This is a genomic window from Micromonospora sp. A3M-1-15 (assembly GCF_024213425.1).
GTDB classification, from domain to species: Bacteria; Actinomycetota; Actinomycetes; order Mycobacteriales; family Micromonosporaceae; genus Micromonospora; species Micromonospora chersina.
This window is the reverse complement of the sequence record NZ_JANAVK010000007.1, coordinates 196,549-222,050: the sequence shown is the minus strand read 5'-3', so window position 1 is coordinate 222,050 and position 25,502 is coordinate 196,549. Positions and strand designations below refer to the sequence as shown.

The window sequence follows — 25,502 nt, the reverse complement described above, 5'->3', positions numbered from 1 at the left end:
AGACCGACCTTGGGCCTCCCGAGGCAAACAGCGCCCGTGCCGCCGAACGCGTTACGTCAGGTCGTGCGCAGCTCCTCCACCGTCGTGCTGGCGCGCAGGAAGAGGACGCCGACGCCGACGGTCAGCAGCACCGCGGCCAGCCCGCCCGCCGCGAACCAGGCCAGCTGCTCCCACGGTACGTGCGGCGCGACGGTCACCTCGGGCACCCACTCGGTGCGGGTGTGGCCGGCCCGGGTCGCCGGGTCACCGCAGAGTTGCTCACCCGCGTCGCAGACCTCCTGCGCGTAGCCGCCGCCGGCCGGTGCGGGATACACGCCCCGGACGAGCAGGTAGCCGACGGCCAGCGCGAGGCCGATCGCGGGCACCGCCGGGGCGAGCGCCTGCCAGAGCAGCGAGCGGCCGATGGTGGCGCGCGGCACCCCGGTCGCCACCAGCGCCGCGTACGCCCGCCGCCGGGTGACGATCCCCTCGACGACCGCCACCAGCAGCCCACCCCCCGCGATGGCCACGGACACGGCGACCGCCAGGTCGACCAGGTCCATGGCCCCCAGGTAGAAGGAGCCCGGGGCGGCCATTCCGGCGCCGGTGCGGCGCTCCAGCTCGATGCTGGCCAGGAAGTCGGCGCGGATGCCGGCGGCGCCCGCGCCGAAGACCAGCGCCGCCAGCAGGGCGGCGAAGGTGCGGCTGCCCGCCCACGGGTCGGCGGTCAGCCGGCGTGCGGCCAGCAGCGCGGCCGGGCGGCGGCCGTACCGGTGCAGCAGGCGGCCGGCGGTGTGGGACAGCCAGCCGGTGCCGGCGATCACCCCGACCATGGCCGCCAGGGCGCCGAGGACCAGCAGCGTCGGCAGCAGCCAGGGCGGCGGCGCGGCGTGCCGCCGCTCGTACCAGAGGCCCACCGGGCGGAACGCGGCGAACAGGCCGAGCCCGACCAGGATCAGCAGGCCGGGCCACGGCCAGGGCGCCCGGGTGCGGACCCGGCGGACCACGCCGAACGGGGTGGTGGTGACCCGGCGCAGCAGCACCGCGCCGACCACGGCGGCGAGCAGCGGCAGGCCGAGCACCACGGCCAGCACGGCCGGCGGGGCCGGGTGGACGTCCGTGGGCAGCGACAGCCGCCCGTCGGCGCCGGGCCGGTGCAGCAGCCGGTGGCCGGCCAGGAAGACGGCGAGGCCGCCGACGGTGCCGAGCAGGCTGGCCAGGCCGGTCTCCGCGGCCGCGATCCGGGTCACCTCGTGCGGGGTCGCCCCGGCCAGCCGGAGCGCCGCCAGCCGGCGGTCCCGGGCCGGCGCGCCGAGCCGGGCGCACTGCCCGGCCAGCCCGAGCACCGGCACGACGAGCAGCAGCAGGGCGAACGCCAGGCCGCCGCGCAGGCCCGGCTCGCGCAGCAGCCCGTTGGTGTACTGGAGGGACCAGCGGACGGAGTTGCCGTCGGTGGCCGGCGGGGTGGGTATGGCCAGCACGGTCAGCGCGGCGAGCCCGGCCAGCGTGGCCAGGGCGGCGCTCAGCGCGGTCAGCGCGACCCGGGCGGTGTCGGCCCGGGTGCCGGCCCGGGCGAGCCGGAACAGGGTGCCCGGCGTCACCGGTGGCCGCCCGGCAGCGGCGCGTCGAGGCCGAGCCCCGACCGGTCGAGCGCCCCGTCTCGCAGGGTCACCTCGCGGTCGGCGTACGCGGCGATCCGCGGCTCGTGGGTGACCAGCACGACGGTGGTGCGCTGCTCCCGGGCCAGCCGGACGAGCTGGGTGAGCACCTGCTCGCCGGTGAGCGTGTCCAGCGCGCCGGTCGGCTCGTCGGCGAAGAGCACCCGCGGCTCGGTGACCAGGGCCCGGGCCAGGGCGCAGCGCTGCTGCTGCCCGCCGGACATCTCGCCCGGCGGCACGTCGGCGACCTCGGCCACGCCCAGCCGCTCCAGCCAGGTGAGCGCCGCCGTCCGCGCCTCCCGCCGCCCCGTGCCGGCGAGAAGCAGCGGAAGGGCGACGTTCTCCGCCGCGGTCAGCTCGGCGACGAGCTGGCCGAACTGGAACAGCACTCCGAACTCGGTGCGCCGCAGCCGGGACCGGGCCGCCTCCGGCCACTCGTCGATCCGCTCCCCGCGCCAGGTGACCTGCCCGGCGTCGGGGCGCAGGATGCCGGCGAGGCAGTGCAGCAGGGTGGACTTGCCGCAGCCGCTCGGGCCGGTGACGGCGACGATCTCGCCCTCGGCCACGTCGAGCGTCACGCCGCGCAGGGCCGGCGTCCTCCCGTACGCGCGGACCACGCCGCGGGCCTGGAGAAAGCTCACGAGTGCACCTCCCGGTGCCAGTCGGCGACCCGCTCCAGGGTGGTGTGCAGCCACCGCAGGTCGGCGTCGAGATGGGCGATGGCGAAGTCGGCCGCGATCACGTCGTCGAGGCCGGCCGCGGGGGCCGTCTTCACCGCGGTCAGCTCGCGCAGCCGCTCGGTGTGCGCCCGGCGCTGGGCGATCAGGTAGCCGCGGGCCCGCTCCACGTCGGCGACCATGAGCGCGACCACCACCTTGGCGAAGAGGGTGCTCGCCACGTACGGCAGGGGCGGCTCGACGGTCGCCAGCCACCGGTCGAGCGCGGCCCGCCCCGCCCCGGTGAGCGCGTACGACGTGCGGTCCGGGCCGCCCTCGCGGTCCTGGCCGGCCGGGGCCACGAGGCCGTCGCGCTGGAGCCGGGCCAGGGTGGCGTAGACCTGCCCGAAGGCGAGCGGCCGGGCCCGGGGCAGCCGCTCGTCGTGGGCGCGTTTCAGCTCGTAGCCGTGCCGGGGGCCGCGCGCGAGCAGCCCGAGCAGAACGTGCTGAGTGGACACGGCACCACTATTCGTTGAGCGAATAGTGGTGTCAAGAGTGGCCCGTGCGGGCGGGTCGCCGCACGGGCCGGTCGGGTCAGGGGGTCCAGGCGGGGTCGCGGCCGGTCCGGCCGAGCAGGGCGTCCAGCGTGGTGGGCTCGGCGCTGGTCGGGACGGGCTCGCCGAAGGCGCCCATCTTCTGCCCGGTGTCGCCCATCCGGTCCATGAAGCCGTGCCCCTCGGCCAGCACCGACGGGTCGACCTCCAGCCGCTGCCCGGTCGCCCGGGCCAGGTCCCAGCCGTGCACGGTGAGGTCGATGAGGGCCATCTGGCCGACGGTCTCCTGGGGCAGCCCCATGCCGGGCGAGACCCCCTCCAGCGCCGCCGGGTCCGACCACGCCTGCGCCAGGCGTACGGCCTCGGTCGCGAACCGGTCCCGCCAGCCCTCGGTCAGGTGGTCGGTCTTGGCCGACCAGTCGACCTCCCGCCGGCGGGCCAGGTCCTGGAAGTTGACCACCACGTCGAAGAGGTGGTTGAGCAGGTCGCGCACCGTGTAGTCGGGGCACGGGGTGGGCAGGCCGAGCTGGTCGTCGGAGATGCCCTGGACCACCGCCGCCGTACGGGGCGCGGCGGCGGCCAGCAGCTCACTAGTCTTCGTGGTCATAGGGACCAGCGTATGAGGGCGGTCTTGAAGAAATGCGACACGAACCGCGGCGGGACAGCAGGGGGATCCTCGACCCCGGCCGGCTGCTGCGGCGGGTCCACTTCCGGCGCCTGCTGCCCGCCCCGGCCCTGCGCCACTGGGTCGAGCACTACTGGCTGATCGACTGGGCGCTGACCGACCCGTTCGACCAGCGCATCGTTCCGCACCCGGCGGTCAACGTGGTGTTCCAGGCCCACGACGGCGAGGCCGAGCACGGCGAGATCGCCGGGGTGGACACCGGCCTGTTCACGGTGTCCCTCCACGGCACCGGCCGGGTCACCGGGGTGCAGTTCCGCCCCGGTGGCTTCCGCCCGTTCTGGGGCCGCCCGGTGGCCGAACTGACCGGCCGGCGCCTCCCGCTGCCCGCCGGGCCACCGCGGGCCGGCGTCGCCCCCACCGGACCGTTCGCGGCCGGGCCGGTCTGCCCGGGCACCGACGAGCAGCGGTGCCGCCGGCTGGACGAGCTGCTCACCGCCTGGGAGCCGGTGCCGGACCCGCTCACCGCCGAGGCCGTCGACCTGGTCGAGGAGATCCGGGCCGACCGGACCGTCCTGCGCGTCGACGACCTCGCCCGGCGGCACGGGGTCTCCACCCGGCGGCTCCAGCGGCTCTTCCTGGACCACGTCGGCGTCGGTCCGAAGTGGGTGATCCGCCGCTACCGGCTCCAGGAGGCGATCGAGCAGGCCGCCGCCGGGCCGCTGGACTGGGCCCGGGTCGCCGCCGACCTGGGGTACGCCGACCAGGCCCACCTGGTCCGCGAGTTCACGGCGGTGGCCGGAGTGTCGCCGGCCGCGTACGCCCGCTCGCTGGCGACCCCCCACGGCGGGTGACCCGGGGGCTCACCGACGGCGGACGGCGACCACCGCGACGTCGTCGTGGATCTCCGGCGGTGCCAGCTCGACCAGCAGCCGCTGGCAGAACCGGTCGAGGTCGTCGTCGACCCGGGTGGCGACGGTGCCAAGCGCCGCCATGCCCTCGTCGATGGTGGCGTCCCGCCGCTCGATCAGCCCGTCGGTGTAGAGGACCAGCGTGGCGCCGGCCGGCAGCACGAACTCCAGGTCCGGCGGGCGGGGCGCGCGCACACCGAGCAGCGGGGCGGACTGCTGCACGAACTCGATCCGCCCGTCGTTGCTGATCAGGGCCGGCAGGTGCCCGGCGCTGGCCAGCCGGATCAGCCCGCTGCCCGGGTCGAGGAGCAGCAGGCAGATGGTGGCCAGCTCGGTCGGCAGCAGGGTGCGCATCAGCTCGTTGACCCGGTCCAGGATCACCCCCGGCGGATGCCCCTCGACCGCGTACGCCCGCACCGCGTGCCGCAGCTCGGCCATCACGGTGGCGGCGTGCAGGGAGTGCCCGGCCACGTCACCGATCGCCACCAGCAGATGACCGTCGAGCATCACCAGTTCGTAGAAGTCCCCGCCCACCTCGGTCTGGGCGCTCGCCGGCTCGTAGCGGACGGCCAGGTCGAGGCCGGCGATCTCGGGCAGCCGGCGGGGCAGCAGGCTGCGCTGGAGGGTCACCGCGATGCGGTGCTCCTGGTCGAAGGAGCGCTGGGCCTCGACCGCCGAGGCGACGGCCTGGGCGAGCTGCACCAGCACCGGTGTCCGCACGGTCTGGGTGGTGGTCGGCACCACCACGTAGAGCGGGGCCCGGTCCTCCCGGAGCCGGGCGGCGGCCACCGTGACCGTGTCGTCGGCGGGCCAGGCGGTCAGGTCCCACGCGCCGGGTTCGTCGATCCGGACCCGGGTGCCGATCGGCAGCCCGGTGTCGTCCACCGTCCACGGCACGATCACCGGCGCCGCCTCCGGCCCGGCGGCCACCCCGGCCAGGCAGTCCCCGTCGAACGTCTCCGCGACCACGGCCGCCGGGCTCTTGAAGATCCGCGCCGCGCCGGCCGCCGCCGCCTCCAGCAGCCGGACGAAGTTGGGCGCCGCGTGCATCTGCACGGTGGCGTCGGCGAGCGCGGCCAGCCGCTCGGCGAGCTGTTCGGCCCGCTGCCGGGCCTGGTAGTAGCGGAGCACCGCGTGCGCGGTGGCGACCAGTTCCTCCGGCTCGATCGGCTCGGCCAGGTACGCGTCCGCGCCCCGGGTCAGCCCCTGTGCCCGGTCCACCACGTCCACGGCGTGCGCGGAGACGTGGATGACCGGGGTCGACGGGCGGGCTTCCTTGATCAGCTCGCAGACCTCGAAGCCGCTCATGTCCGGCAGCCGGACGTCGAGCACCACCAGGTCGACCGGGTCCTTGCGCACCCGGTCCAGCGCCTCGGCGCCGTTCTCCGCCTCGATGGTCGAGAAGCCGGCCCGGGTCAGCCAGCTCACCAGCAGGTACCGCTTCGGACTGCTGTCGTCGACCACCAGCACGGTCGCCGCCCCGCCCTCCACCGTCAGGCTCCGCCCACGGGAAGGACCACGGTGAAGGTGCTGCCCCGACCGGGTTCGCTGGTCAGCTCCAGCGTCCCGCCGAGCAGCGTGACCAGCCGGCGCGCGTACGGCAGGCCGAGGCCGGTGCCGCCGACCCGGGTCGTGCCGGGCACCTGGTAGAACTCCTCGAAGATCCGCTCGTGCAGCTCCGGCGGGATGCCCGCGCCTGTGTCAGTGACCGACAGCGACCACACGTCGCCCCGGCGCTCGGCCCGCAGCCGCACCTCGCCGCGCTCGGTGAACTTGAGGCCGTTGTGCAGCAGGTTGCGCAGCACCTGGGCGAGCAGCACCTCGTCCGAGCGGACCGTCGCCGGGGCCGGCGGCTCCTCCACCACCAGCTCGACCGCCGGCCGGGTGGCCAGCGCCCGCAGCGTGCCGCGGAGCTGACCGAAGAGCCCGCGCAGGTCCACCTCGGCCCAGTTCGGCTCGATCCGGCCCGACTCGGCCTTGGCCAGGTCGAGCAGCTCGTTGACCAAGCCGAGCAGATCGGCCGCGGACGACCGGATCAGCCCCACCTGCCGGGCCTGCTCGGCGGTGAGCGGGTCGGACGCCGAGTCGGCGAGCAGGCGGGACAGCCCGATGATCGCGGTGACCGGGGCGCGCAGCTCGTGGCTCACGTTGGCCAGGAACCGGCTCTTCGACTCGCTGGCCGCACGGAGCTGGGCGGACTTCTCGTCCAGCTCGGCGTAGAGCGCCACCACGCCGCGGTTGGTCTCCTCCAGCTCCTCGGTGAGCTGGTTGTAGAGCGCCATCACGCCGCGGTTGGTCTCCTGGAGCTCGGAGTTCAGCACCTCCAGCTCGTCGCGCTGGCTGCGCACCTCGTCGAGTGCGGAGATGAGCTGCGCGTTCTGGGTGGCCAGCTCGTCCAGGGCGGTGCCCGGAGCGCTGCTGGCCAGCTCGGTCCGGAGCTGGGCGAGGCGCTCCGGCGTGAGCGGCTGCGCCTGGGCCGGTACTCGTCGGGACATCCTCACGACCGTATCGTTCCCGTCGGTCACCACGCCCAGCATGTCGACCAGACGCGCCACCGCGCTGGACTGCGGCTGGTAGCGACCGTCGGGCAGCGGACGGGCCGGGGCCAGGTCGACCCGGAGCACCGCCTGGCCGGTGAGCACGTCCCGGTCCAGCACGAAGGTGACGTCGGCGCCGCCGACGATCCCCAGCAGGTCCCGGGCCACCTCGCTGAGGGCGGTGGCCAGGCGTACCTGGTCCTGGTGCTCCAGCCCGACCGCCGCGGCCACCTCCCGGCCGCGCTGCCGGACCAGGAAGATGTCCTGCTCCACCCGGAGCGCCATCTGCAGCAGCGGGTCCGGTCCGGCGGGGCGGGTCATGACTCGGCCCGGGCGACCAGGACGCAGGCGTCGTCGCGGCGGGTCCCGGCGTCGCGGAGCAGGGTGGCGGCGGCCAGCAGCGGCGCACGGCCGGTCAGGCCGGGGTAGTCGGAAAGGTTCCACCGGTCCACCACACCGTCGCTGTGCATCACCAGGGTCGCCCCGGACGGGAACGGGTAGTCGTACTCCCGCACCGAGGGGCGCTGGTGTCCGGCGATGCCGGGCAGCGAGACCAGACCCCGCCGCCGCTCGCCCGCGCCCACGATCATGGCTGCGATGTTGCCCAGCCCGGCGTAGCGGAGCAAGCCCGACACGGGGTCCGGTTCGGCCACCGCCAGCGCGGCGCCGCGGGTGTGCGAGATGGCCCGGTGCAGGTGCTGCACGACGGTGCCCGGCGGCCCGGCCGGCGCGGCCCGGAACGCGGCCAGCGCGGCCCCGGTGGCGGCGGCGGCCAGCGGGCCGTGTCCGAGGCCGTCGCAGACCAGCACCTGTCGCCGGCCGTCGGCCAGCCGCACCGCGTACCCGTCGCCGCTGACCTGCTCGCCGGTCATCGGCCGGACCAGCGCGCCGGCCCAGTCCGGCCCGGGGGGCGGACCGTTCCACACCTGGACGGCCAGCACCGTGCCCCGGCCGGGCAGGGAGTAGCTGTCGAACCGGCTCGCCTGCCGGGCGATCGCGCCGAGGCCGATGCCGAGGGTGCCGGTGGTGGAGTGCCCGTCCGCCGAGGAGAGGGCGAGGTCCGCCATGCCGGGGCCGGCGTCGATCGCCACCACCTCCACCCCGGCCCGCCCGGCCCGGCGGATCGGGCGGATCAACAGGGCGCCCTCCTGGGCGTGCTTGACCAGGTTGCTGGTGATCTCGGCGGTCACGATGGCCAGGTCGGCGACGCGCGGCTCGCCGAGTTCCAGCTGCCGGCCGAGCCGCTCGGCGGCCCGCCGCACGCCGCTCGCCGTGGCGCCGTTGTCCACCCGGAACCAGAGACCGTGGTCGGCGACCACGTCGGCGTTCATCGGGACCACTTGGTGACGGTGATCCGGGTGCCCTCACCCACTGCGGTCCAGATGTCGAACTCGTCGACCAGCCGGCGGGCGCCGCTGAGCCCCAGGCCCAGCCCGCCGCCGGTGGTGAAGCCGTCGGTGAGGGCCTGGTCGAGGTCGGGGATGCCCGGCCCCTTGTCGGCGAAGACGATGCGGACCCCGCGCCGGCGGCCGTCCTCGACGGTGGTCACCTCGGCGGTGCCCCCGCCGCCGTAGATCAGCGTGTTGCGGGCCAGCTCGCTGGCGGCGGTGACCAGCTTGGTCTGGTCGACCAGCGAGAGCTTGACCGCGACGGCGGTGGTACGCACCAGCTGCCGAACCCGGACCACGTCCTCGTCGCTGCGGATCGCCTGGGTCGCCGGCACCCCCAGGTCGACGCCGGCGGTCATGGCGTTGCCGTCGTCTCGGCGTCCTCGTCGACGTTCGCCTCGTCCCACTCGTCGGCCCGGCTCGCCGCGATCAGCTCCATGCCGCGCTCGACGTTCAGCGCGGTGCGGATGCCGTTGAGCGACAGCCCCAGCTCGACCAGCGTGATGGCGACGGCGGGACGCATCCCGACCACCACCGTCTCGGCGTCCAGCACCTTGGAGATGGACGCGATGGTGGAGAGCATCCGGCCGACGAAGGAGTCGACGATGTCCAGCGCCGTGATGTCGATGATCACACCGTGGCAGCCGGTGGCGACGATCCGCTCCGCGAGGTCCTCCTGGAGCTGGACCGCCGTCTGGTCGGACATGTCGACCTGGATGGAGACCAGCAGGATGTCGCCGATCTTGAGGATCGGCACCCGCTCCATCAGGACTCCCGGCGTGCGCGGCGGGAGGTCGTCTCGACGCCGGTCAGGCGCAGCACGTGGCGCAGGGCGTCGGCCAGGCTCGCCTTGGTGGCGATGTCGCCGAACTCGATGCCGAGGGCGACGATCGTCTGGGCGATCTGCGGCCGGATGCCGGAGATGATGCAGTCGGCACCCATCAGCCGGGCGGCCACCACGGTCTTGAGAATGTGCTGGGCGACCTGGGTGTCCACGGCCGGCACGCCGGTGATGTCGATGATGGCGTACGGCGAGCCGGTGTCGACCAGGGTCTGGAGCAGCCGCTCCATCACCACCTGGGCGCGGGCCGAGTCGAGGGTGCCGACCAGCGGGACGGCGACCACGCCCTCCCAGAGCTTGACCACCGGCGTGGAGAGCTCCAGCAGCTGCTCCGCCTGGTCGGCGATGAGGCCCTCGCGGGTGCGCACGAAGCTCTCGAAGGTGAACAGCCCCATCTGGTCGATCAGGGCGGAGAAGGCGACGAAGTCGCGGAGGGTGCCCGTGTCCTGGCCCTCCTCCATCAGCTCCAGCAGCGCGTCCTTGAACGCGAACACGCTGATCGCGGTCTCGGTCGCGCTGAAGCCCTGCCGCGCCCGGCTGGTGGAGAGCTCGGCCAGCACGGCCCGCAGCTCGCCGCCGTGCTGGCCGGCCAGGTCGGTGAGACCCTGCCCGGCGGCATCGACCATGCTGCGGTGCAGCTCCCCCGCCTGGCGGGACAGTTCCGCCTGGCTGAGTCGGCCGCGCAGCGAGCTGGCCACGATCTCCGTCCAGCGCGTGGTCAGCCGGTCGGCGTGCTCGGTCAGCAGGCGGGCGAGCCGACTACTCTGTTCGGCGCTCAACGCCATGGTGACCTCCCTGAACTCTGGACGGGCGGACTCTATCACCGGAGCTTGCGGCGCTAGTTGCCGCAGAGCAAAGGAATGATCGACGGCACCCTTCTCCGCTCCCGTTCTGCACGTTGCCAGCTTCGTGGGATACCGTTCCACCGAACACAGGAGGTCGACGAATGTCCCTGACGGTGCACACGGAACAGCGCGGCGACGTGGTCGTCGTGTCGGTCGCGGGCGAGCTGGACATGGCGACGGCACCGCAGCTCCAGGACCAGATCACGGACCTGCTGGACAAGGGGCGCAACCGCCTCGTGTTCGACCTGGCCGAGGTGTCGTTCTGCGACTCCACCGGGCTGTCGGTGTTCGTACGCGCCAAGAACAGCTGCGACGAGGCCGGCGGCGTGGTCCGGTTGGCCGCCCCCCAGCGTGGCGTGCTCCGCATTCTCGAGGTCAGTGGCCTGGTCGAGGTGCTGCACACCTACCCGACGGTGGAGCAGGCCGTGGCGGGCGACCCCACACCGGCCTCCTCCTGACCGTTTCCCCTCAGCGCTCGTCCTCGATGTGCCGGGGACGGGCGATCACCATGCCCGCGGTCGTCTGCACGGTGAGCGCCACCAGCAGGAAGCCGAGGGGCGCGGTCCAGCCCCCGGTCGCCTCGTAGAGGATGCCGACCAGCAGCGGGCCGAGCGCGGCGATCACGTAGCCGGTGCTCTGCGCGAAGGCGGACAGCGCCACGGTTCCCTCGGCGGTCCGGGCGCGGAGCCCGATGGTGGTCAGGATCAGCGGGAACGCGCCCTGGCCGAGGGCCAGCAGCAGCACCCAGAGCGGCGCGAGGCCGTGCGGCGCGAGCGCCAGGCCCACGTACGCGGCCGTGGAGAACGCGGTCAGCGACAGCACCAGCGGGCGCAGCGTGGGCAGCCGGCCGGCCAGGGTGGGCATCATGAGCGCCACCGGCACGCCGAGCGCGGTCACCCCGGCGAGCAGCAGGCCGGCCGCCTCCGGCGCGTAGCCGGCGTCGCGGAAGAGCTGGGCGAGCCAGCCCATGATCGCGTACCCGCTGAGCGACTGCGCCCCGAAGTAGACCGCCATGGCCCAGCCGAGCCGGGTCCGCGCCGGGCGTACCCGCGCCGCCGCGGCGGGGGCCGCCGCCGGGGCCGGCGTGCGTCGCGCGGCCCGGGCGCGCAGCGCCAGCGGCACCCACGGGAGCACGGCCAGCGCGGCCAGCCCGGCCCAGACGCCGAGCCCGGCCCGCCAGGAGCCGAAGGCGTGGGCCACCGGCACCGCCGAGGCGGCGGCCACCGTCGTGCCCACCGTCAGCGCCATCGTGTACGCCCCGGTGACCAGCCCGGTGCGGTGCGGGAAGTGCTGCTTGACAAGCATCGGCAGCAGGATGTTCGCAACCGCGATGCCGGCCAGCGCGAGCGCGCTGGTGAGCACGAAGACCGCCGCCGAGTCGGTGACCACGCGGAGCACCTGCCCGACGGTCAGCGCCAGCATGGCGACCACCAGCACCCGGGCGGCGGCCCAGCGGCGGACCAGCCACGGGGTGAGCGCGCCGAGTCCGGCGAAGGCGATGGTGGGGAGCGTGGTGACCAGGCCGGCCATCGTGCCGGAGAGGCCCAGCCCGTCGCGGATCTCGTCGAGCAGGGCACCCAGGCTGGTCACCGCGGCGCGCAGGTTGACCGCGACCAGCAGCATGCCGACCAGGACCAGCAGGCCGCCGCGGGCCGGGGCGGCCGGGGGCGCGGGGGCGGCGGCCGGGGCCGGCCCGGGGGTCACGTCGGTGGTCGGCACGTCGGTGACGGGAGCCGCGGTGGACGTGGGTGGCGGGGTCATGACCTCGAACCTACAATCATGGGATGAATTTCGGCAGGAGGTGTAACCGGTGACACCCGCCGTCGATTCCGTCGCCGTGCCGCCGCGCGGCCACCGGGTGCGCCAGACCATCGAGCAGCTCCGGGCCCGGATCCTCGGCGGCGAGTGGCCGGTGGGCGCGAAGATCCCCACCGAGCCGCAGCTCGTCGCCGCGCTGGGCGTGGGGCGGAACACGGTCCGCGAGGCGGTGCGCGCGCTGGTGCACGCCGGGGTGCTGGAGTGCCGGCAGGGCTCCGGCACCTACGTAGTGTCGACCGACGAGCTGGCCCCCGTGGTGGCCCGCCGGCTCACCGACGACCGGATGGCCGAGGTGGTCGAGGTCCGGCGCGCCTTCGAGGTGGAGGCGGCCCGGCTCGCCGCGCTGCGGCGTACCCCCGAGGACCTGGCGGCGCTCGACGGCGCGCTCGCCACCCGGGAGGCCGCCTGGCGCTCCGGCCGGGTCGATGAGTTCGTCGAGGCGGACGCCGCGCTGCACACCGCCGTGGTGGCCGCCGCGCACAACGCCATGCTGGCCGAGCTCTACGCCTCGGTCGGCGCCGCGCTGCGCAGCACCGTCGCCCAGGCCATGGGCGAGGCCCTGGAGCCCGAGCGGTACGTGGACCACGGCCGGCTGGTCGAGGCGATCCGGGACGGCGACCCGGCGCGGGCGGCGATCGAGGCCGGCGCTTTTCTCGAACCACCCTCCGGGGCATAGGTTGTCCCGGACGGAGATTCGGACAGCACGGGAGAGCGGATGCTCAAGGGCTTCAAAGACTTCATCATGCGCGGCAACGTCGTCGACCTGGCGGTCGGTGTCGTCATCGGCGCCGCCTTCACCGGCGTGGTCACCCAGCTCACCAAGTCGTTCCTGGAACCGCTGGTCCGGGTGTTCATCGCGCTGATCACCGGCAGCAAGAACGGCCTCACCGGCTCGACGCCGACCTTCCGGGAGATCCCGTTCGACTGGGTGGCCTTCGTCAACGCCGCGATCACCTTCCTGCTCACCGCGGCGGCGCTCTACTTCCTGGTCGTCTACCCGATGAACCGCCTCGCCGAGCGGCGCCGGCGCGGCGAGGAGCCGCCGCCGAAGGCCCCCAGCGAGGAGATCAAGCTGCTCACCGAGATCCGGGACGCGCTGCTCGCCGGCAACCACGCCACGCCCGGCCAGCGCGGCGCGCTGGACGACGTGCTCGGCCGTCGGCAGGAGCCCCCGGCCGCGCGCTGACGCCATAGCCGATCGGCCCCCGTGGGAATCCCGCGGGGGCCGACGTGTGTCGAACACATGTTCGATAGAGTCCGGACATGGAGCAGCGCAGGCACTGGTGGAACGGGAAATGGGGGCGACTGGCCCGGCGGGACGTCTTCCTCCGGGTCGACGGCGACCGCTGGCACGTCGAGCAGCGCGCCGGCGGCGCCGAGGGGGTCTCCCAGTTCTACGAGTACGCCAGCGTCGAGGAGGCCGAGGAGACGGTCCGGGCGCTGCTGGAGGGGCCGGACACCTGGCGCGAGCTGTCCCCCCGCCCGCCGAGCGGCTGGGCCCCGCCCGTTTAGCGCCCGCGCGCCTCGGGAACCGCGCCTGTATGAGCCAGCAGCAGGACAGCGTCTCCCGGGTCACCACCGGCATGCGGGTGGTCGACTCCACCGGCGTCGAGGTGGGCACCGTGGATCTCGTCCAGCGCGGCGACCCGGCCGCCGTGACCGTGCAGGCCCCCGCACCGGTGGACCCGGGCAGCAGCCTGGACGAGCTGATCGGGTCGGCGGCCGCCGAGGAGCCGGACGTCCCCGCCGACCTGGCCGCCCGGCTGCTGCGCGAGGGCTACCTCAAGGTCTCCACCGAGCTGGCCCGCACCGGCGCGGTCTACGTACTGGCCGACCGGATCGCCGCGGTGACCGACGACGGCGTACGCCTCACCGTCCCCGCCGCCGACCTCCCGCCGGAGGAGTGACCTCCCCCCACGGTGGGCGACAGGTGGACGGTGATCAGCCCGCCCGGGCCGGGGCGGCCGGTTCCGGCTCCCGCTCGGCCACCGGCGGTGGCGTGGTGGCGCGACGGCGGCGGAACAGCAGCAGCATGAGCCAGCCGGCGACCAGCCCCCAGAACGCGCCGCCGACGCCGAGCAGGCTCACCCCGGAGGCGGTGACCACGAGGGTGACGACCGCGGCCTCCCGGGCGTCCGGCTCGGCGACCGCCGCCGCGACCGCGCCGGCCAGCGCGCCGAGCAGCGCGAGCCCGGCCACCGCCTCGACGAGGACCGGCGGGGAGAGCAGCACCATGGCGGTCGCCGCGCCGGCCCCCAGGCCGAGCAGCGCCAGGCCGATCCCGGCGGTGACCGAGGCGATCCAGCGCCGCTCCGGGTCGGGGTGGGCGTCCGGTCCGGCGGCCAGCGCGGCGGTGATCGCGGCCAGGTTCACGGCGTGCCCACCGGCCGGCGCGCCGAGCGCGGTGGCGAGCCCGGTCACCCGCAGCGCGGAGCCCAGCGGGGCGCGGTAGCCGTAGCCGGCCAGCACGGCCGTGCCCGGTACGTTCTGCGCGGCCATGGTGACCAGGAACAGCGGCAGCGCCAGCCCGACGATCGCGGGCAGCGTCCAGGCCGGGGCGGTCAGCGCCACGGTCGGGGCGGCGTCGATCCGGGCCGGCCCGTGCGCGGTCAGGGCGATCGCCACCACCGCCACGGCGAGCGCGCCGGGCACCGCCCAGCGGCGGGCGAACCGGTGCAGCAGCAGCCAGGCGAGCAGCACCGGCCCGGCCAGTCGGGGCACCTCGACCAGGGCCCGTACGGGCGCGGTGCACAGCGGCAGCAGCACCCCGGCGAGCATGGCGCTGGCGATCGGCGCGGGGATCGCGGCGACCGCCCGGCCGAGCGCGGGAACGAGCCCGGCCGCGACGATCAGCAGGCCGGTGAGCAGGAACGCGCCGACCGCCGCGGGCCAGCCGCCGGGCACCGGCCCGGTGGCGACCAGCAGCGCGGCGCCCGGGGTGGACCAGGCGATGGCGAGCGGCAGCCGGTGCCGCAGGCCGAGCCAGACCGCGCAGCAGCCGCTGGCGACGCAGAGGGCGAGCAGCCCGGAGGCGGCCTGCGCCTGGTCCGCGCCGACCGCGCGGAGCCCGGCCAGCACCACCGTGAACGAGCTGGCGAAGCCCACCAGGGCGGTCACCACGCCGGCCAGCACGGGTTGCATTCGACCGACCATGCTCTCCCCCTCACCGCCGTTCCGTTTACGGAACGGGCCGATGTAGCACGATAGCCCCATGGCAGCTGCCCCACCAGCCGGTGACCGGACCGCGGAAGCCGTCGGCCGGCGCATCCGCGCCCTCCGCGAGGAGCGGGAGATGTCCCTGTCCACGCTCGCCCGCCTGGCCGGCGTCGGGAAGGCCACCCTCTCCGGGTTGGAGAACGGCACCCGCAACCCCACCCTGGAGACCCTGTACGCGATCACCGCCCAGCTCGGCGTGCCGCTCACCGCCGTGCTCTCCGGGCCGGCCGAGACGCCGACCGTACGCGGCGCCGCGGTGGGTGCCACGCTGCTGGAGCTCTTCAGCGACACCGACGCCACCTACGAGCTGTACCGGATGCGGGTCAGCCCCGGCCCGGCGCAGCTCTCCCCGGCGCACCAGGCCGGCGTCACCGAACACGTCACCGTCTTCTCCGGCGTGCTCCGCGCCGGCCCGGTGGACGCCCCGCTGACCGCCGGCCCGGGCGAATACCTGCGCTGGGCCTCCGACGTGCCGCACAGCTACGCCGCGGTCGGCGACGAGGTGGTCCGGGCGAGCCTGCTCCTGCGCTATCCCCGAGTGACCACAGTGGATGCTTGATACATACCCCGTGTGCAAGCCGGCGACATTTCTTTCAGCAGACCCAGCAGTGCGTAGAGACGCGGGGCGGGTGTTCTTGGCAAGCTTGTCCCCATGACGCTCATCCTCCGCTCGGCCATCCTCAACGACGTCGGCCTCGTCCGGACCAACAACGAGGACTCCGCCCTCGCCGGCGACCGCCTGGTGGCGGTGGCCGACGGCATGGGTGGCCTCCCCGCCGGCGAGGTGGCCAGCGAGATCGTCATCCGCATCCTGGACGAGCTGACCCCGCCGACCGTGCCGGACGAGGCCGCCGACGCGCTGCGCGCCGTGGTGAGCACCGCGAACCAGCGGATCCGCGCCGCCATCACGGTCGACCCGGCGCGCGACGGCATGGGCACCACGCTCACCGCTGGCCTGCTCGCCGGCGACACCCTGGTCCTCGCCCAGGTCGGCGACTCCCGCTGCTACCTCCTGCGGGACAACGAGCTGAGCCAGCTCACGCGGGACGACACCTTCGTGCAGGCGCTTGTCGACCAGGGCGCGCTCTCCCCCGACCAGGCCCGCCACCACCCGCAGCGCTCGCTGGTCACCCGGGCGGTGCAGGGCTCGGACGCGCCGCCGGCCGTCGGTGTGCTCACCGTGTTCGCCGGCGACCGCCTGCTGCTGTGCAGCGACGGCCTCTCCGACTACGTGGAGGACACCGCTATCGCCTCGGCGCTGGCCACCTACGGCGACCGGCAGCAGTGCGGCGAACAGCTGGTGAAGCTCGCCCACCAGGCCGGCGCGCCGGACAACGTCACAGTGGTGGTCTCCGACGTCACCGAGGCCTGAGCGCGCCCGATTCCGGTTGCGCCACCCGGTGGCTCGGGTTGGGATGAACGGATGCAAATTCGCCGGTTGGCCGCCGAGGAACGCCTGACCACCAGCTTCCCGCTCCAGGCGTACGCCTTCGAGACATCGCCGATGGCGGCGTCGCGGACCGAGGAGTTCCGCGAGTACCTGCCGTACAACGCGGGCAACCGGACGCTGGTGGTCGAGGAGGACGGGATCACCACGGCCGCCGTGTCGGCGGTCCCCATGCGGCAGAACCTGCGCGGCGCCGTGCTGCCCATGGCCGGCGTCGCCGGGGTGGCCACCCACCCGCTGGCCCGCCGGCGCGGGCACGTGCGGACGCTGCTGCACCGGCTCCTCGACGAGATGCGGGACGAGGGGCACCAGCTGACCGCGCTCTACCCGTTCCGCGCCTCGTTCTACGAGCGCTTCGGCTACGTCGGGCTGCCCCGCCGGCGTACCGCGGTCTTCGCCCCGGCGGACCTGGCCCCGCTGCTCCGCGCCGAACTGCCCGGCGAGGTGATCTGGGAGCGGGTCGGCGCCGGCTACGACCGCTGGCGGGCGTACACGGAGCGCTGCCTGCGCGAGCGGCACGGGTTCGCGGTCTTCCCGGACTTCCGGGCGGTCGGGCTGCGCGACCGGGACGACCGCTGGCTGCTCACCGCCGTCCGGGACGGCGAGACGGTCGGCGCGGTCACCTACCGGATCGACGACCACGGCGGCGCGCTGATCGCCGACGACCTGCTGGCCGGCGACCCGTACGCCCGGGCGTCGCTGCTCCAGTTCTTCGCCCGCCACGTCGACCAGGTGGAGCGGATCAGCGTCGAACTGCCCGCCGACGAACTGCCCGAGCTGTGGCTCACCGACCTCGCCGTGCACGTCGAGGCACGGGTGTCCCGGCCCGGCTCGCCCGCCCCCATGGCCCGGCTGCTCAGCCTGGACGCGCTCGCCGACCAGCCGGTCGGCACCGGCCGGGTCCTCGTCGAGCTGGTCGGCGACCGCTGGCTGGCCGGCACCCACCTGCTCGACGGCGCCACCGGCACCCTGGAGGTGCTGCCCGGGGACGCCGCCGCCGCGGGCAGCGTGCCGGCCGCGCGGCTCACCGCCGCCGGTCTCTCCGCCCTGGCGTACGGGGTGCTCGACCCCGCCGAGGTGACCGTGCGCGGGCTCGGTGAGGTGCCGGTGGACGCGGCCGCCGAGCTGCGCCGGATCTTCCCCCGGGAACTGCCCTACCTGTTCGCCGACTTCTGAACCGTTTTCCGTTTTCGGCCCGGGGGTAGGGTCCTGCGCGTGCCGGAGTGGTTGCAAGCGGGATTCTGGGGTCTGCTGGCCGGGTCGGCCCTGCTGATCGGGGCGCTCGTCGGGTTCTTCGCACGGGTGCCGCGCCGCGTGATCGCCTCGGTCATGGCGTTCGGCGCGGGGGTGCTGCTCTCCGCGGTCTCGTTCGAGCTGATCGCCGAGGCCCACGAGCAGGGCGGGCTGAGGCCGGTGGTGATCGGTGCGACGGTCGGCGCGCTCGCGTACACCGGGGCGAACATCCTGCTCGCCCGTCGCGGGGCGCGGCACCGCAAGCGCTCCGGCGACGAGCAGCCCTCCGAGCAGGAACAGCCCGGCTCGGGCAGCGCCATCGCCGTCGGCGCGCTGCTGGACGGCGTACCGGAGTCGGTGGTGATCGGCGCGAGCCTGCTGGCCGGCGGCCCGGTCAGCCTGGTCACGGTGATCGCGGTCTTCCTCAGCAACGTGCCGGAGGGGCTGTCCAGCGCGGCCGGCATGCGCCAGGCGGGCCGCACCCGGCGCTACGTCTTCCTGCTCTGGACGGCCATCGCCCTGGTCTCCGGCGCGGCGGCGCTGGCCGGCTACACGCTGCTCGGCGGCGCCCCGCCCGAGGTGCTGGCCACCATCACGGCGCTCGCGGCCGGCGCGATCCTCGCGATGATCACCGACACCATGGTCCCGGAGGCGTTCGAGGACGCCCACCTGCTGGTCGGCCTGATCACCGTGCTCGGCTTCCTGGTCGCGTTCGCGCTGTCCCACGCCTGACCGGGCTCGGCGGCCGGCGGGCGGCTTAGCCCCGGGTTAAGGATTGCGCGCCGAGTCGTGCCGGGACGGCCCGCGCTCCTAGCATCGTCCGGTGCGCGTGAAGTCCGCTGTCGTCCTCCTCGTCCTCGGTGTCGCCACCGCGACCCTGCCCGCCTGTGGAGGTGACCAGCCGGCCGGCTCGCGCGCGCCGGTCGCCGCCACCGGCACCGCCGCAGCCCCGACGCCGCCGCCCCCGACCGGCGACCCGAGCGCCCGCGCCGGTCTCGGCAGCGCCAGGCCCAGCGCCGCCCCGTCGACCGTGGCGTTCCGGGCCGGCAACCCGGACGGGCACGCCGCCGTGCCGGCCGAGGCGCGGGCGGTCGACACCTCGCGCCCGACCCGTACGGTCGGCACCGGCACCCCGGCGAGCTGCACCTCCGAGGCCGTGGTGAAGGCCGTGGCCGCCGGCGGGATCATCACGTTCGACTGCGGCCCGGCCCCGGTGACCATCCGGATGAAGGCGACCGCGAAGGTGGTCAACTCACACGGCCCGCGGATCGTGCTGGACGGCGGCGGCAAGGTCACCCTGAGCGGCGACGGCCAGCGCCGGATCCTCTACCAGAACACCTGCGACCAGGCCCAGGGCTGGACCACCTCGCACTGCCAGAACCAGGACCACCCGCAGCTCACCGTGCAGAACCTGACCTTCGCCGCCGGCAACTCCACCGGCGACCGCACCGAGGGCGGTGGGGGCGGGGCGGTCTTCGTACGCGGCGGCCGGCTCAAGGTGGTCAACACGCGCTTCGTGGACAACCGCTGCGACCGGACCGGCCAGGACCTGGGCGGCGCGGCGCTGCGGGTGCTCAGCCAGTACGAGAACAAGCCGGTCTACGTGGTGAACAGCAGCTTCACCGGCGGCGTCTGCGCGAACGGGGCGGCGACCAGCAGCATCGGCGTCTCCTGGACCGTGCTGAACAGCGTCTTCCGCGACAACCGGGCGGTCGGCAGTGGCGCGAACCCGGCCCGGTCCGGCACCCCCGGCGGCGGCAGCGGCGGCGCGATCTACTGCGACGGCAACGAGTTCACCGTCCGCGTCGCCGGCACGATCATCGAGAACAACACGGCCAACGAGGGCGGCGGCGCCATCTTCTTCGTCAGCAACAACCGCACCGGCACGCTTCGCGTAGAGGCCTCGACCCTCCGCCGCAACCCGAGCAGGGGCTTCGAGACAAAGGGCTACCCCGGCATCTTCTTCCTGGGCGCCCACCCACCCACGGTCGTCTCCTCCCGCCTCTCCTGAGGTCCCGCCCCGGTGATCATGAAGTTATCGCCACCCGTGTCGGCGTGTCGGGACGATAACTTCATGATCACCGGACGTCAGTAGGGGTTGGGGTGGCCGGGGAGGCGGGCCTTCAGGAGGGCGGTGGGGCGGCCGGGGAGCATCCGGTCCGGTGACATCGGTGGGGAGGTGGTTCCGGTGCGGCTGGACATGCCTTCGAACAGTTCCTTCAGGGCCGTCACGCTGTCGACCTGCGGCGTCCAACCCAGTTCCCTCTCGGCGCGCTCGCTCGACATGAGTGGGGCGTTCAGTGCCAGGTCGACCCAGCCGGTGTCGACCGGTTGCAGCCGGGCCCGCCAGGTCAGCGCCGCCGCCGCGCGCAGCACCGGGGTGGCCACCGGCACCGTCCAACCGTGGAAGTGCCGGGCCACCAGCTCCGGGGTCAGCACCGGGTCCGCGGCGACGTTGAAGGTGCCGCGCGCCTCACCCAGCACGGCCCGGGCGTACGCGTCGGCCACGTCGTCGGCGTGCACCGCCTGCATGCGCAGCCGCCGGTTCGTCGGCACCAGCGGGATCCGGCCGTACCGCAGCAGCCGCACCGGCGCCAGCGGGCCCAGGAAGTAGCGCCGGATCTCCGTGCCGGCATCCCGCTGGAAGGTCAACCCCGGGCGCAGCCGCACCACCCGCAGCTCCGGGCGCTCCCGCTGCAACCCGTCCAGCAGCGCCTCCACCTCGGCCTTGTCCCGGCTGTACGACGACGTCTCCACCCCGGTCGCCGGCCAGTTCTCGCTCACCGGACGGTCCTTCGGGCCGGGCGCGTAGGTGCCGACCGACGAGGCGTACACCAGGGCGGGCACGCCGGCCCGGACGACGGCCTCGATCACCGCGCGGCTGCCGCCGACGTTGGTCCGGTGCAGCGTGCGCTGGTCGTGGCTCGGCTGGATCTGCCAGGCCAGGTGCACCACGGCCCGCGCCCCCGCGAAGGCCGCCGCCAGCTTCTCGACCGCGTCCGCCGACCCCACGTCGCAGGAGTGCCACTCCACCCCGTCGTACGGCTCACCGGCGTCCGGCCCGGGCAGCCGGCGGGCCACCCCGACCAGCTCCGCCCCCGACTCCCGCCGAAGCCGGCGCAACAGCGCCGTTCCCACGTTGCCGGTCGCCCCCACGATCACGATGCGCATACCGGTGCCGTACCCACTGAAGCGGACAGCAACCGCTCACGGACGGGGGTTCGTCCGCACCCAGCCCTTCTCCCCTTCCCGGCGGCCCTGGGTGGCGGCCAGGCAGCGCGGGCAGACGTAGCCCTCCAGGTCGGCCTCGGTGAGCACGTCGGTGTCCGAATAGTCGAACGGCACGTGCGGGAAGCGGCGCAGCCGGGTACGGCTCAGCTGGAGCCCGCAGACCGTCTGGTTCTGGCCCGGCAACCAGGCGTGCACCTCGCCACCGGGCCGGCGTACGCCGTCGTCCCCAGCCACCTCGCTGGACGCCGCCACGGCGGCGGTGGTGCTGACCCTCATACGTGTCCCGGTTCCCCGCCGGGGTGCCGTCATGCGCGGTGGTCTTGGTCTTGGCCTACGCCAGGTCGAACCGGTGGTGAGTCTGAAGATCGACAGGTGGCGGAAGCCGGAAGCCCCGCCCTGGTGGGTTCCGGTAGCCTGGGCGGACGGGCCGCTAGCTCAATGGCAGAGCTGTGGACTTTTAATCCATAGGTTCAGGGTTCGAGTCCCTGGCGGCCCACTCCTCCGCAGGTCAGCGGCCCCGACCGGGGTCGCTGGTGATCGTAGGCGCGGCGAACTGACTCACGCATACTCATGTGGTTCAGTCGCGGTCCCAGTCGGTCGAAGCGCTGATCGCTGCCGGGACTTCGTCGACCAGTTCTCGCGGTCCCTCTATCAGCCAGGTTCTTACGCAGCAGCCGCAGCCGCCCTGCGAGACCGAGGTCAGTTCCTCCTGGTGCCTCGCGATCCAGGCTTCAGCCTCGGCGACCTCATGTCGGGCGTCAACGCGAGCCACCATGCTGAATCGAGACATGGTGACACCGTAGCGGCGGCCGGCGCCCTCGATGCCCCCGGAGAGGCAGCGCCTAGACCTGCCCCGTCGATGCCCACGGGGCATGGGTGATCCTCCGCTACGCTGAGCGCCCGCTGGCAGGTCGAGGGGTGACGACGTGGGCATCGACTACAGCTTCGAGGTGTACGTGCGCCAGCACCACGCCGTTGACCTCCTCACCGCGGTCGCGGCACTGTGTGACTCTGATCAAGGGGCGACGACTGTGGTCCTGCCCGGCGGTACGTCGGTGATGCTGCCAGGTACCTACGGCTACCAGACCGGCCGTACGGTGACGCTGACCGACGTGGTCGCCGGCCGGGATCGCTCAAGCTTCGACCTGTCGCTCTGCTTTCCTCAGGACGGTCCGCTGCGTGGATACCGGAACGATCAAATCCACAACAGCGTCTTCGATCCCGCGCGCACCTGGCCGGATGGATCGACACGAATCGCGATGGGCTACATCTACCTCGATGTGTACGACGGTTCGGCCCTCCTGCCGGAGCACTGGATGTTCGGCTTCACACCGGCTACCAGCGTGCAGAGCCGACTGTTCCTGTCGTCTCCCTCCATCCGGGAGACCTTCACAACGCTCGCCATGTCCATCGCGGCACCGTTGTGCCTGCTGGACGTCGAGGAGTCGCACAAGATCGTCGTGACGGCGCAGGGCCGACGGATCTCCACCCGGGTCCCGGGTCCCTGCGTGCTCTGGGACAGACGCGCCCCGAAGGACCAGGCGTACCGCCAGTTGCTCGACTACCTGGCTGGGCAGCCGGAGGAGTCCACAGCGAAGTGGATCGCCGGCCCTGAGCACGAGGTCTACCAGACCTTCATCGACAGCCTCACTCACAGCTCCGGAATGACCGGAGTCCACTGCTGAGCCGGGGTCGGCAGGCGTTGGCTCAACCGGAGGTCGACGCATGGCGATTGGATCCGACGTGACCCCACCATGGCAGGTCGGCCTGTGGGTGGAGGTGACCGACGAGGCCCGTGGCGAACTGATCCTGAAACTCGGCACCAGCCGCTTCGACTGCATCCTTGTACCGGACCTCGGGAACCTCGGCGAGCGCAGCCGGCACCCAGGTCCGGCACACACCCTCGACCGGTGGATCGCCGAACTCGAGCGGCTGCCCGTCGGCCGTGGCCCGGCGATGCTTCCCTTCAACTTCTCCGACCAGTGCACCGGATGGCTGCGGGTCAGTCCGACGCACGAGGGCCTGGTCGACGTGCAAGCGGGGTGGAGTTTGCTCGGCCAGTACGACTTCGACGCCTCCGATTCCCTGACCGCAGGACGTTTCCTTCCCGACTTCAGGCCGGTGCGGAACGCGAGAATCGAGCGCCCGCTGGTCGACGTCATCGCGGCGGTCACCGCCTGTCGGGACGAGCTCGTGAGGGCGGCGAGATGACGTCGAGCGGCCGGCGGAGCCACCTGCCTGCCCGTCGCGCCGGCTACCGGCACATCGAGTCGATCAGCTCCTCGAAGCCGGGGAACTCTTCCCGCGCCGCGGTGATGACCTCACTCGCCGACCTGCGCTGCGACGGCGCCCAACGTTGGGCGATCTCGGTGAGGCGGGTTTCCGTGCGGGGCTCGTGTTCGTGGTCGGGGTATGCCGTCGCCTCCCAGGGACCGAAGCCGTCGGCGAGGAGCCACAGGTAGGCCCACAGGTTCTGCGCCACGACACCTGTCTCACCCTCGGAACCGAGGAACACCACCGGCTGCTGCTCGATCGGCTCACCATGACGCACCAGCCAGAACGCCGCGAGGCCACCCGTGCCGTCCTGCCCGAAGACGCGGAACTCGGATCCGTCGAGCTCGGCGTTTCCCGTCCAGGCCCGCCACCACTCGGCGGTCTCACCAGCGTCGAGAAAATCGGGGTACGGCTCGAAGTCGACGCCGGCCCCGTCCCGGTAGTCGAAGCCGACCTCATGAGCTTCGGACAGCGAGGGCGGCAGGGCACGGCGATCGTCTTCCACGGGCAGCACCCTAGCGAGAGGGACCGACGCGGCGGCCGTGTCAGCTGCCGTGTCAGCGGCGTGTCAGGGGGGTGGCAGGGCGGCCGCCGATCGTGGTCCGCATGACGAGTTCAGCGATCGCGGCCTCGGGGCTGCGGAAGGCGTACAAGGACAAGGTCGTTCTCGACGGCATCGACCTCGATGTCGCCGCGGGCACGGTCTTCTCCCTGCTCGGCCCGAACGGGGCGGGCAAGACGACGACGGTCAACGTGCTGACCACCTTGATGAAGGCCGACGGCGGCACGGTCCGCGTCGCCGGCCATGACGTGGCGACCGAGACGAAGGCCGTACGGGCGGCCATCGGGGTCACCGGCCAGTTCGCCGCGGTGGATGACCTGCTGACCGGCCGCGAGAACCTGCAACTGATGGCGGCGCTCAAGGGTCTGCGCCCGGGCGAGAGCAAGCTGGTGGTCGACGACCTGCTGGAGCGGTTCGACCTGGCGGAGTCGGCGCAGAAGATGGCGGCGACCTATTCCGGGGGTATGCGCCGGAAGCTGGATCTGGCGATGACCCTGGTCGGCAAGCCGAGGATCATCTTCCTGGACGAGCCGACGACGGGCCTGGACCCGCGCAGCCGCCGGACGATGTGGGACATCATCCGCCAGCTGGTGGCCGAGGGCGTGACCATCTTCCTGACCACGCAGTACCTGGAGGAGGCCGACCGGCTCGCGGACCGGATCGCGGTGCTCGACCAGGGCAAGCTGGTCGCCCAGGGCACTCCGGCCGAGCTCAAGCGGCAGATCCCCGGCAGTCACGTCCGGCTCCGGTTCGCCGGCGACCTCGAACTCGACTCCGCGATGCGGGTCCTCACCGACGCCACGCGCGACGACGAGGAGGACCTGATCCTGCGGGTTCCCAGCGACGGTGGGGCGAGGTCGCTGCGCGCCCTGCTGGCACAACTCGACACCCATTCCATCGAGGTCGAGGAGTTCTCGGTGCACACGCCGGACCTCGACGACGTCTTCCTTGCCCTGACCGGCCGTACCAGCACGAAGGTGAACGCATAATGAGCCACTCGACGACCATGCTCGGTCGCAACTTCAAGCACACCCTCCGCAACCCGGTCGCGGTGTTCAACGCGGTCCTGTTCCCGATCGTCCTCATGCTGATGTTCGTCTACGTCTTCGGTGGCGCCTTCGACATCGACGGCAAGTACATCGACTACGCGACACCAGGCCTGATCGTATTGACGATCTGTTACGGGTTGAGCGCCACGGCGCTGGCCGTGAACTCCGACATGACCAGGGGGATCATCAACCGGTTCAAGGTGATGGACATTTCCCGCAGCGCCGTACTGAGCGCCCATGTCGCGGCCACCATGCTCCGTAGCCTGATCGCCATCGCGGCCCTCATCGGAGTGGCCTTCGCGCTGGGATTCCGGCCGGCGGCGAGTCCACTCGAATGGCTCGCCACCATCGGTCTCATCATTCTCGTGTCCTTCGCGACCGCCTGGTTCACCGTCGCGCTGGGGCTGGCCGCCAAGACCCCCGAGTCGGCGGGTCTGGTCTCCGTACCGCTGGTCATGCTGCCGTTCCTCAGCAGCGCGATCGTGCCGGCCGAGACGATGGGACCCGGCGTGCGGCAGTTCGCCGAGTACCAGCCCTTCACCCCGATCATCGAGACCGTGCGCGGCCTGCTGACCGGCGACCCTTCCACCGGCAGCGCGCTCGCCGCCGTCATCTGGTGCGCCGGCATCGCCCTCGTCGGATACGTGTGGGCGCTCTCCACCTTCAAGAAGCGAGCCTGAC

31 protein-coding genes and 1 tRNA gene are annotated in these 25,502 nt (G+C 73.4%); 16 read left to right on the top strand and 16 right to left on the bottom strand.

Annotation, left to right across the window (positions count from 1 at the left end):
- Positions 1-56: 56 nt before the first annotated feature.
- The 4 genes from NLX85_RS29710 to NLX85_RS29695 form a co-directional block, all read right to left on the bottom strand.
- A complete protein-coding gene (locus NLX85_RS29710; RefSeq protein ID WP_254340696.1) occupies positions 57-1,580 on the bottom strand; it encodes an ABC transporter permease in 1,524 nt (507 codons plus the stop codon).
- Positions 1,577-2,278 (bottom strand): ABC transporter ATP-binding protein, encoded by a 702-nt coding sequence (locus tag NLX85_RS29705; RefSeq protein ID WP_254340694.1) that lies wholly within the window; start codon positions 2,276-2,278, stop codon positions 1,577-1,579. The genes NLX85_RS29710 and NLX85_RS29705 overlap by 4 nt, the downstream gene beginning before the upstream one ends.
- Entirely contained in the window at positions 2,275-2,811 is a 537-nt protein-coding gene (locus NLX85_RS29700; RefSeq protein WP_254340691.1) for a PadR family transcriptional regulator, read from the bottom strand. Before NLX85_RS29700 ends, NLX85_RS29705 begins: the two co-directional genes overlap by 4 nt.
- 76 nt (positions 2,812-2,887) lie before the next feature.
- The gene (locus tag NLX85_RS29695) at positions 2,888-3,454 is read right to left on the bottom strand and encodes a TIGR03086 family metal-binding protein (RefSeq protein ID WP_254340689.1); all 567 of its coding nucleotides are present in this window, start codon (positions 3,452-3,454) and stop codon (positions 2,888-2,890) included.
- Between the two features lie 32 nt (positions 3,455-3,486).
- Between NLX85_RS29695 and NLX85_RS29690 the strand changes: the two genes are divergently transcribed.
- Positions 3,487-4,323, top strand: a complete 837-nt coding sequence (locus tag NLX85_RS29690) for an AraC family transcriptional regulator (protein ID WP_254340687.1) — start codon at positions 3,487-3,489, stop codon at positions 4,321-4,323.
- 9 nt (positions 4,324-4,332) lie between these two features.
- Here NLX85_RS29690 and NLX85_RS29685 read toward each other — a convergent pair whose 3' ends face one another.
- The 6 genes from NLX85_RS29685 to NLX85_RS29660 are packed head-to-tail and all read right to left on the bottom strand — an operon-like array spanning position 4,333 to position 9,931.
- The gene (locus NLX85_RS29685) at positions 4,333-5,871 is read right to left on the bottom strand and encodes a SpoIIE family protein phosphatase (RefSeq protein WP_254340685.1); all 1,539 of its coding nucleotides are present in this window, start codon (positions 5,869-5,871) and stop codon (positions 4,333-4,335) included.
- Positions 5,872-5,873: 2 nt separating this feature from the next.
- Positions 5,874-7,238, bottom strand: a complete 1,365-nt coding sequence (locus tag NLX85_RS29680) for a sensor histidine kinase (RefSeq protein ID WP_254340682.1) — start codon at positions 7,236-7,238, stop codon at positions 5,874-5,876.
- Positions 7,235-8,248 (bottom strand): SpoIIE family protein phosphatase, encoded by a 1,014-nt coding sequence (locus tag NLX85_RS29675; RefSeq protein ID WP_254340916.1) that lies wholly within the window; start codon positions 8,246-8,248, stop codon positions 7,235-7,237. Before NLX85_RS29675 ends, NLX85_RS29680 begins: the two co-directional genes overlap by 4 nt.
- A complete protein-coding gene (locus tag NLX85_RS29670; RefSeq protein ID WP_254340681.1) occupies positions 8,245-8,664 on the bottom strand; it encodes an ATP-binding protein in 420 nt (139 codons plus the stop codon). Before NLX85_RS29670 ends, NLX85_RS29675 begins: the two co-directional genes overlap by 4 nt.
- Complete coding sequence (locus NLX85_RS29665) at positions 8,661-9,071, bottom strand: STAS domain-containing protein (RefSeq protein WP_254340680.1); 411 nt, start codon at positions 9,069-9,071, stop codon at positions 8,661-8,663. The genes NLX85_RS29670 and NLX85_RS29665 overlap by 4 nt, the downstream gene beginning before the upstream one ends.
- Positions 9,071-9,931, bottom strand: a complete 861-nt coding sequence (locus NLX85_RS29660; protein WP_254340678.1) for an STAS domain-containing protein — start codon at positions 9,929-9,931, stop codon at positions 9,071-9,073. Before NLX85_RS29660 ends, NLX85_RS29665 begins: the two co-directional genes overlap by 1 nt.
- Before the next feature lie 161 nt (positions 9,932-10,092).
- On the opposite strand from NLX85_RS29660, the gene NLX85_RS29655 reads away from it, so the two are divergent.
- Positions 10,093-10,449, top strand: coding sequence for an STAS domain-containing protein (locus NLX85_RS29655; RefSeq protein WP_091315546.1), 357 nt, complete (start codon positions 10,093-10,095; stop codon positions 10,447-10,449).
- 10 nt (positions 10,450-10,459) lie between these two features.
- Here the strand turns inward: NLX85_RS29655 and NLX85_RS29650 are convergent, their stop codons facing one another.
- The gene (locus NLX85_RS29650; RefSeq protein ID WP_374628598.1) at positions 10,460-11,752 is read right to left on the bottom strand and encodes an MFS transporter; all 1,293 of its coding nucleotides are present in this window, start codon (positions 11,750-11,752) and stop codon (positions 10,460-10,462) included.
- A gap of 49 nt (positions 11,753-11,801) precedes the next feature.
- On the opposite strand from NLX85_RS29650, the gene NLX85_RS29645 reads away from it, so the two are divergent.
- The 4 genes from NLX85_RS29645 (at position 11,802) to NLX85_RS29630 (ending at position 13,716) form a co-directional block, all read left to right on the top strand.
- Positions 11,802-12,485 carry a FadR/GntR family transcriptional regulator gene (locus NLX85_RS29645; RefSeq protein ID WP_254340676.1) on the top strand — a complete coding sequence of 228 codons (684 nt, stop codon included), beginning with the start codon at positions 11,802-11,804 and terminating at the stop codon, positions 12,483-12,485.
- A gap of 39 nt (positions 12,486-12,524) precedes the next feature.
- Positions 12,525-12,995: a large conductance mechanosensitive channel protein MscL gene (gene mscL / locus NLX85_RS29640; RefSeq protein ID WP_254340674.1), complete on the top strand. Its 471-nt coding sequence runs from the start codon at positions 12,525-12,527 to the stop codon at positions 12,993-12,995.
- Positions 12,996-13,072: 77 nt separating this feature from the next.
- Positions 13,073-13,321, top strand: a complete 249-nt coding sequence (locus NLX85_RS29635) for a hypothetical protein (protein ID WP_091315558.1) — start codon at positions 13,073-13,075, stop codon at positions 13,319-13,321.
- 29 nt (positions 13,322-13,350) lie between these two features.
- Positions 13,351-13,716, top strand: coding sequence for a hypothetical protein (locus NLX85_RS29630; protein WP_254340666.1), 366 nt, complete (start codon positions 13,351-13,353; stop codon positions 13,714-13,716).
- A gap of 34 nt (positions 13,717-13,750) precedes the next feature.
- Here the strand turns inward: NLX85_RS29630 and NLX85_RS29625 are convergent, their stop codons facing one another.
- On the bottom strand, positions 13,751-14,962 hold the full coding sequence (locus tag NLX85_RS29625) for a benzoate/H(+) symporter BenE family transporter (protein WP_308210858.1): 1,212 nt from the start codon (positions 14,960-14,962) through the stop codon (positions 13,751-13,753).
- A 58-nt stretch (positions 14,963-15,020) separates the two neighbouring features.
- Here NLX85_RS29625 and NLX85_RS29620 point away from each other — a divergent pair, with 58 nt between their 5' ends.
- The 5 genes from NLX85_RS29620 to NLX85_RS29600 all read left to right on the top strand — a co-directional run bounded on the left by NLX85_RS29620 (position 15,021) and on the right by NLX85_RS29600 (position 19,716).
- Positions 15,021-15,584, top strand: a complete 564-nt coding sequence (locus NLX85_RS29620; RefSeq protein ID WP_254340661.1) for a helix-turn-helix domain-containing protein — start codon at positions 15,021-15,023, stop codon at positions 15,582-15,584.
- A 93-nt stretch (positions 15,585-15,677) separates the two neighbouring features.
- Complete coding sequence (locus NLX85_RS29615) at positions 15,678-16,397, top strand: PP2C family serine/threonine-protein phosphatase (protein ID WP_254340659.1); 720 nt, start codon at positions 15,678-15,680, stop codon at positions 16,395-16,397.
- 51 nt (positions 16,398-16,448) lie between these two features.
- Positions 16,449-17,648, top strand: a complete 1,200-nt coding sequence (gene eis, locus NLX85_RS29610) for an enhanced intracellular survival protein Eis (protein WP_254340657.1) — start codon at positions 16,449-16,451, stop codon at positions 17,646-17,648.
- A gap of 39 nt (positions 17,649-17,687) precedes the next feature.
- Positions 17,688-18,437: a ZIP family metal transporter gene (locus tag NLX85_RS29605; RefSeq protein WP_254340650.1), complete on the top strand. Its 750-nt coding sequence runs from the start codon at positions 17,688-17,690 to the stop codon at positions 18,435-18,437.
- 97 nt (positions 18,438-18,534) lie between these two features.
- Positions 18,535-19,716 carry a hypothetical protein gene (locus NLX85_RS29600; protein WP_374628640.1) on the top strand — a complete coding sequence of 394 codons (1,182 nt, stop codon included), beginning with the start codon at positions 18,535-18,537 and terminating at the stop codon, positions 19,714-19,716.
- A gap of 77 nt (positions 19,717-19,793) precedes the next feature.
- Here NLX85_RS29600 and NLX85_RS29595 read toward each other — a convergent pair whose 3' ends face one another.
- A complete protein-coding gene (locus NLX85_RS29595) occupies positions 19,794-20,876 on the bottom strand; it encodes an NAD-dependent epimerase/dehydratase family protein (protein ID WP_254340647.1) in 1,083 nt (360 codons plus the stop codon).
- Between the two features lie 36 nt (positions 20,877-20,912).
- Positions 20,913-21,212, bottom strand: a complete 300-nt coding sequence (locus NLX85_RS29590; RefSeq protein ID WP_254340645.1) for a hypothetical protein — start codon at positions 21,210-21,212, stop codon at positions 20,913-20,915.
- A gap of 148 nt (positions 21,213-21,360) precedes the next feature.
- Between NLX85_RS29590 and NLX85_RS29585 the strand changes: the two genes are divergently transcribed.
- Positions 21,361-21,432, top strand: a tRNA-Lys gene (locus tag NLX85_RS29585).
- A gap of 81 nt (positions 21,433-21,513) precedes the next feature.
- On the opposite strand, the gene NLX85_RS29580 is transcribed toward NLX85_RS29585, so the two are convergent.
- Positions 21,514-21,726 (bottom strand): hypothetical protein, encoded by a 213-nt coding sequence (locus NLX85_RS29580; protein ID WP_254340643.1) that lies wholly within the window; start codon positions 21,724-21,726, stop codon positions 21,514-21,516.
- Between the two features lie 136 nt (positions 21,727-21,862).
- Between NLX85_RS29580 and NLX85_RS29575 the strand changes: the two genes are divergently transcribed.
- Positions 21,863-22,621: a hypothetical protein gene (locus NLX85_RS29575; RefSeq protein WP_254340642.1), complete on the top strand. Its 759-nt coding sequence runs from the start codon at positions 21,863-21,865 to the stop codon at positions 22,619-22,621.
- A gap of 40 nt (positions 22,622-22,661) precedes the next feature.
- Positions 22,662-23,147 (top strand): hypothetical protein, encoded by a 486-nt coding sequence (locus NLX85_RS29570; protein WP_254340641.1) that lies wholly within the window; start codon positions 22,662-22,664, stop codon positions 23,145-23,147.
- A 43-nt stretch (positions 23,148-23,190) separates the two neighbouring features.
- On the opposite strand, the gene NLX85_RS29565 is transcribed toward NLX85_RS29570, so the two are convergent.
- Positions 23,191-23,724, bottom strand: a complete 534-nt coding sequence (locus tag NLX85_RS29565; protein ID WP_254340640.1) for an SMI1/KNR4 family protein — start codon at positions 23,722-23,724, stop codon at positions 23,191-23,193.
- Positions 23,725-23,816: 92 nt separating this feature from the next.
- Here NLX85_RS29565 and NLX85_RS29560 point away from each other — a divergent pair, with 92 nt between their 5' ends.
- Complete coding sequence (locus NLX85_RS29560; RefSeq protein ID WP_254340639.1) at positions 23,817-24,761, top strand: ATP-binding cassette domain-containing protein; 945 nt, start codon at positions 23,817-23,819, stop codon at positions 24,759-24,761.
- The gene (locus NLX85_RS29555; protein WP_254340638.1) at positions 24,761-25,501 is read left to right on the top strand and encodes an ABC transporter permease; all 741 of its coding nucleotides are present in this window, start codon (positions 24,761-24,763) and stop codon (positions 25,499-25,501) included. Before NLX85_RS29560 ends, NLX85_RS29555 begins: the two co-directional genes overlap by 1 nt.
- The last annotated feature ends 1 nt before the right edge of the window (position 25,502 follow it).

Coding starts and splice junctions, on each gene's coding strand:
- NLX85_RS29695 (WP_254340689.1), bottom strand. CDS start 3,454: ATGACCACGAAGACTAGTGAGCTGCTGGCCGCCGCCGCGCCCCGTACG.
- NLX85_RS29690 (WP_254340687.1), top strand. CDS start 3,487: ATGCGACACGAACCGCGGCGGGACAGCAGGGGGATCCTCGACCCCGGC.
- NLX85_RS29680 (WP_254340682.1), bottom strand. CDS start 7,238: ATGACCCGCCCCGCCGGACCGGACCCGCTGCTGCAGATGGCGCTCCGG.
- NLX85_RS29675 (WP_254340916.1), bottom strand. CDS start 8,248: ATGAACGCCGACGTGGTCGCCGACCACGGTCTCTGGTTCCGGGTGGAC.
- NLX85_RS29670 (WP_254340681.1), bottom strand. CDS start 8,664: ATGACCGCCGGCGTCGACCTGGGGGTGCCGGCGACCCAGGCGATCCGC.
- NLX85_RS29665 (WP_254340680.1), bottom strand. CDS start 9,071: ATGGAGCGGGTGCCGATCCTCAAGATCGGCGACATCCTGCTGGTCTCC.
- NLX85_RS29660 (WP_254340678.1), bottom strand. CDS start 9,931: ATGGCGTTGAGCGCCGAACAGAGTAGTCGGCTCGCCCGCCTGCTGACC.
- NLX85_RS29655 (WP_091315546.1), top strand. CDS start 10,093: ATGTCCCTGACGGTGCACACGGAACAGCGCGGCGACGTGGTCGTCGTG.
- NLX85_RS29650 (WP_374628598.1), bottom strand. CDS start 11,752: ATGACCCCGCCACCCACGTCCACCGCGGCTCCCGTCACCGACGTGCCG.
- mscL (WP_254340674.1), top strand. CDS start 12,525: ATGCTCAAGGGCTTCAAAGACTTCATCATGCGCGGCAACGTCGTCGAC.
- NLX85_RS29635 (WP_091315558.1), top strand. CDS start 13,073: ATGGAGCAGCGCAGGCACTGGTGGAACGGGAAATGGGGGCGACTGGCC.
- NLX85_RS29630 (WP_254340666.1), top strand. CDS start 13,351: ATGAGCCAGCAGCAGGACAGCGTCTCCCGGGTCACCACCGGCATGCGG.
- NLX85_RS29625 (WP_308210858.1), bottom strand. CDS start 14,962: ATGGTCGGTCGAATGCAACCCGTGCTGGCCGGCGTGGTGACCGCCCTG.
- NLX85_RS29620 (WP_254340661.1), top strand. CDS start 15,021: ATGGCAGCTGCCCCACCAGCCGGTGACCGGACCGCGGAAGCCGTCGGC.
- NLX85_RS29615 (WP_254340659.1), top strand. CDS start 15,678: ATGACGCTCATCCTCCGCTCGGCCATCCTCAACGACGTCGGCCTCGTC.
- eis (WP_254340657.1), top strand. CDS start 16,449: ATGCAAATTCGCCGGTTGGCCGCCGAGGAACGCCTGACCACCAGCTTC.
- NLX85_RS29595 (WP_254340647.1), bottom strand. CDS start 20,876: ATGCGCATCGTGATCGTGGGGGCGACCGGCAACGTGGGAACGGCGCTG.
- NLX85_RS29590 (WP_254340645.1), bottom strand. CDS start 21,212: ATGAGGGTCAGCACCACCGCCGCCGTGGCGGCGTCCAGCGAGGTGGCT.
- NLX85_RS29580 (WP_254340643.1), bottom strand. CDS start 21,726: ATGTCTCGATTCAGCATGGTGGCTCGCGTTGACGCCCGACATGAGGTC.
- NLX85_RS29570 (WP_254340641.1), top strand. CDS start 22,662: ATGGCGATTGGATCCGACGTGACCCCACCATGGCAGGTCGGCCTGTGG.
- NLX85_RS29560 (WP_254340639.1), top strand. CDS start 23,817: ATGACGAGTTCAGCGATCGCGGCCTCGGGGCTGCGGAAGGCGTACAAG.
- NLX85_RS29555 (WP_254340638.1), top strand. CDS start 24,761: ATGAGCCACTCGACGACCATGCTCGGTCGCAACTTCAAGCACACCCTC.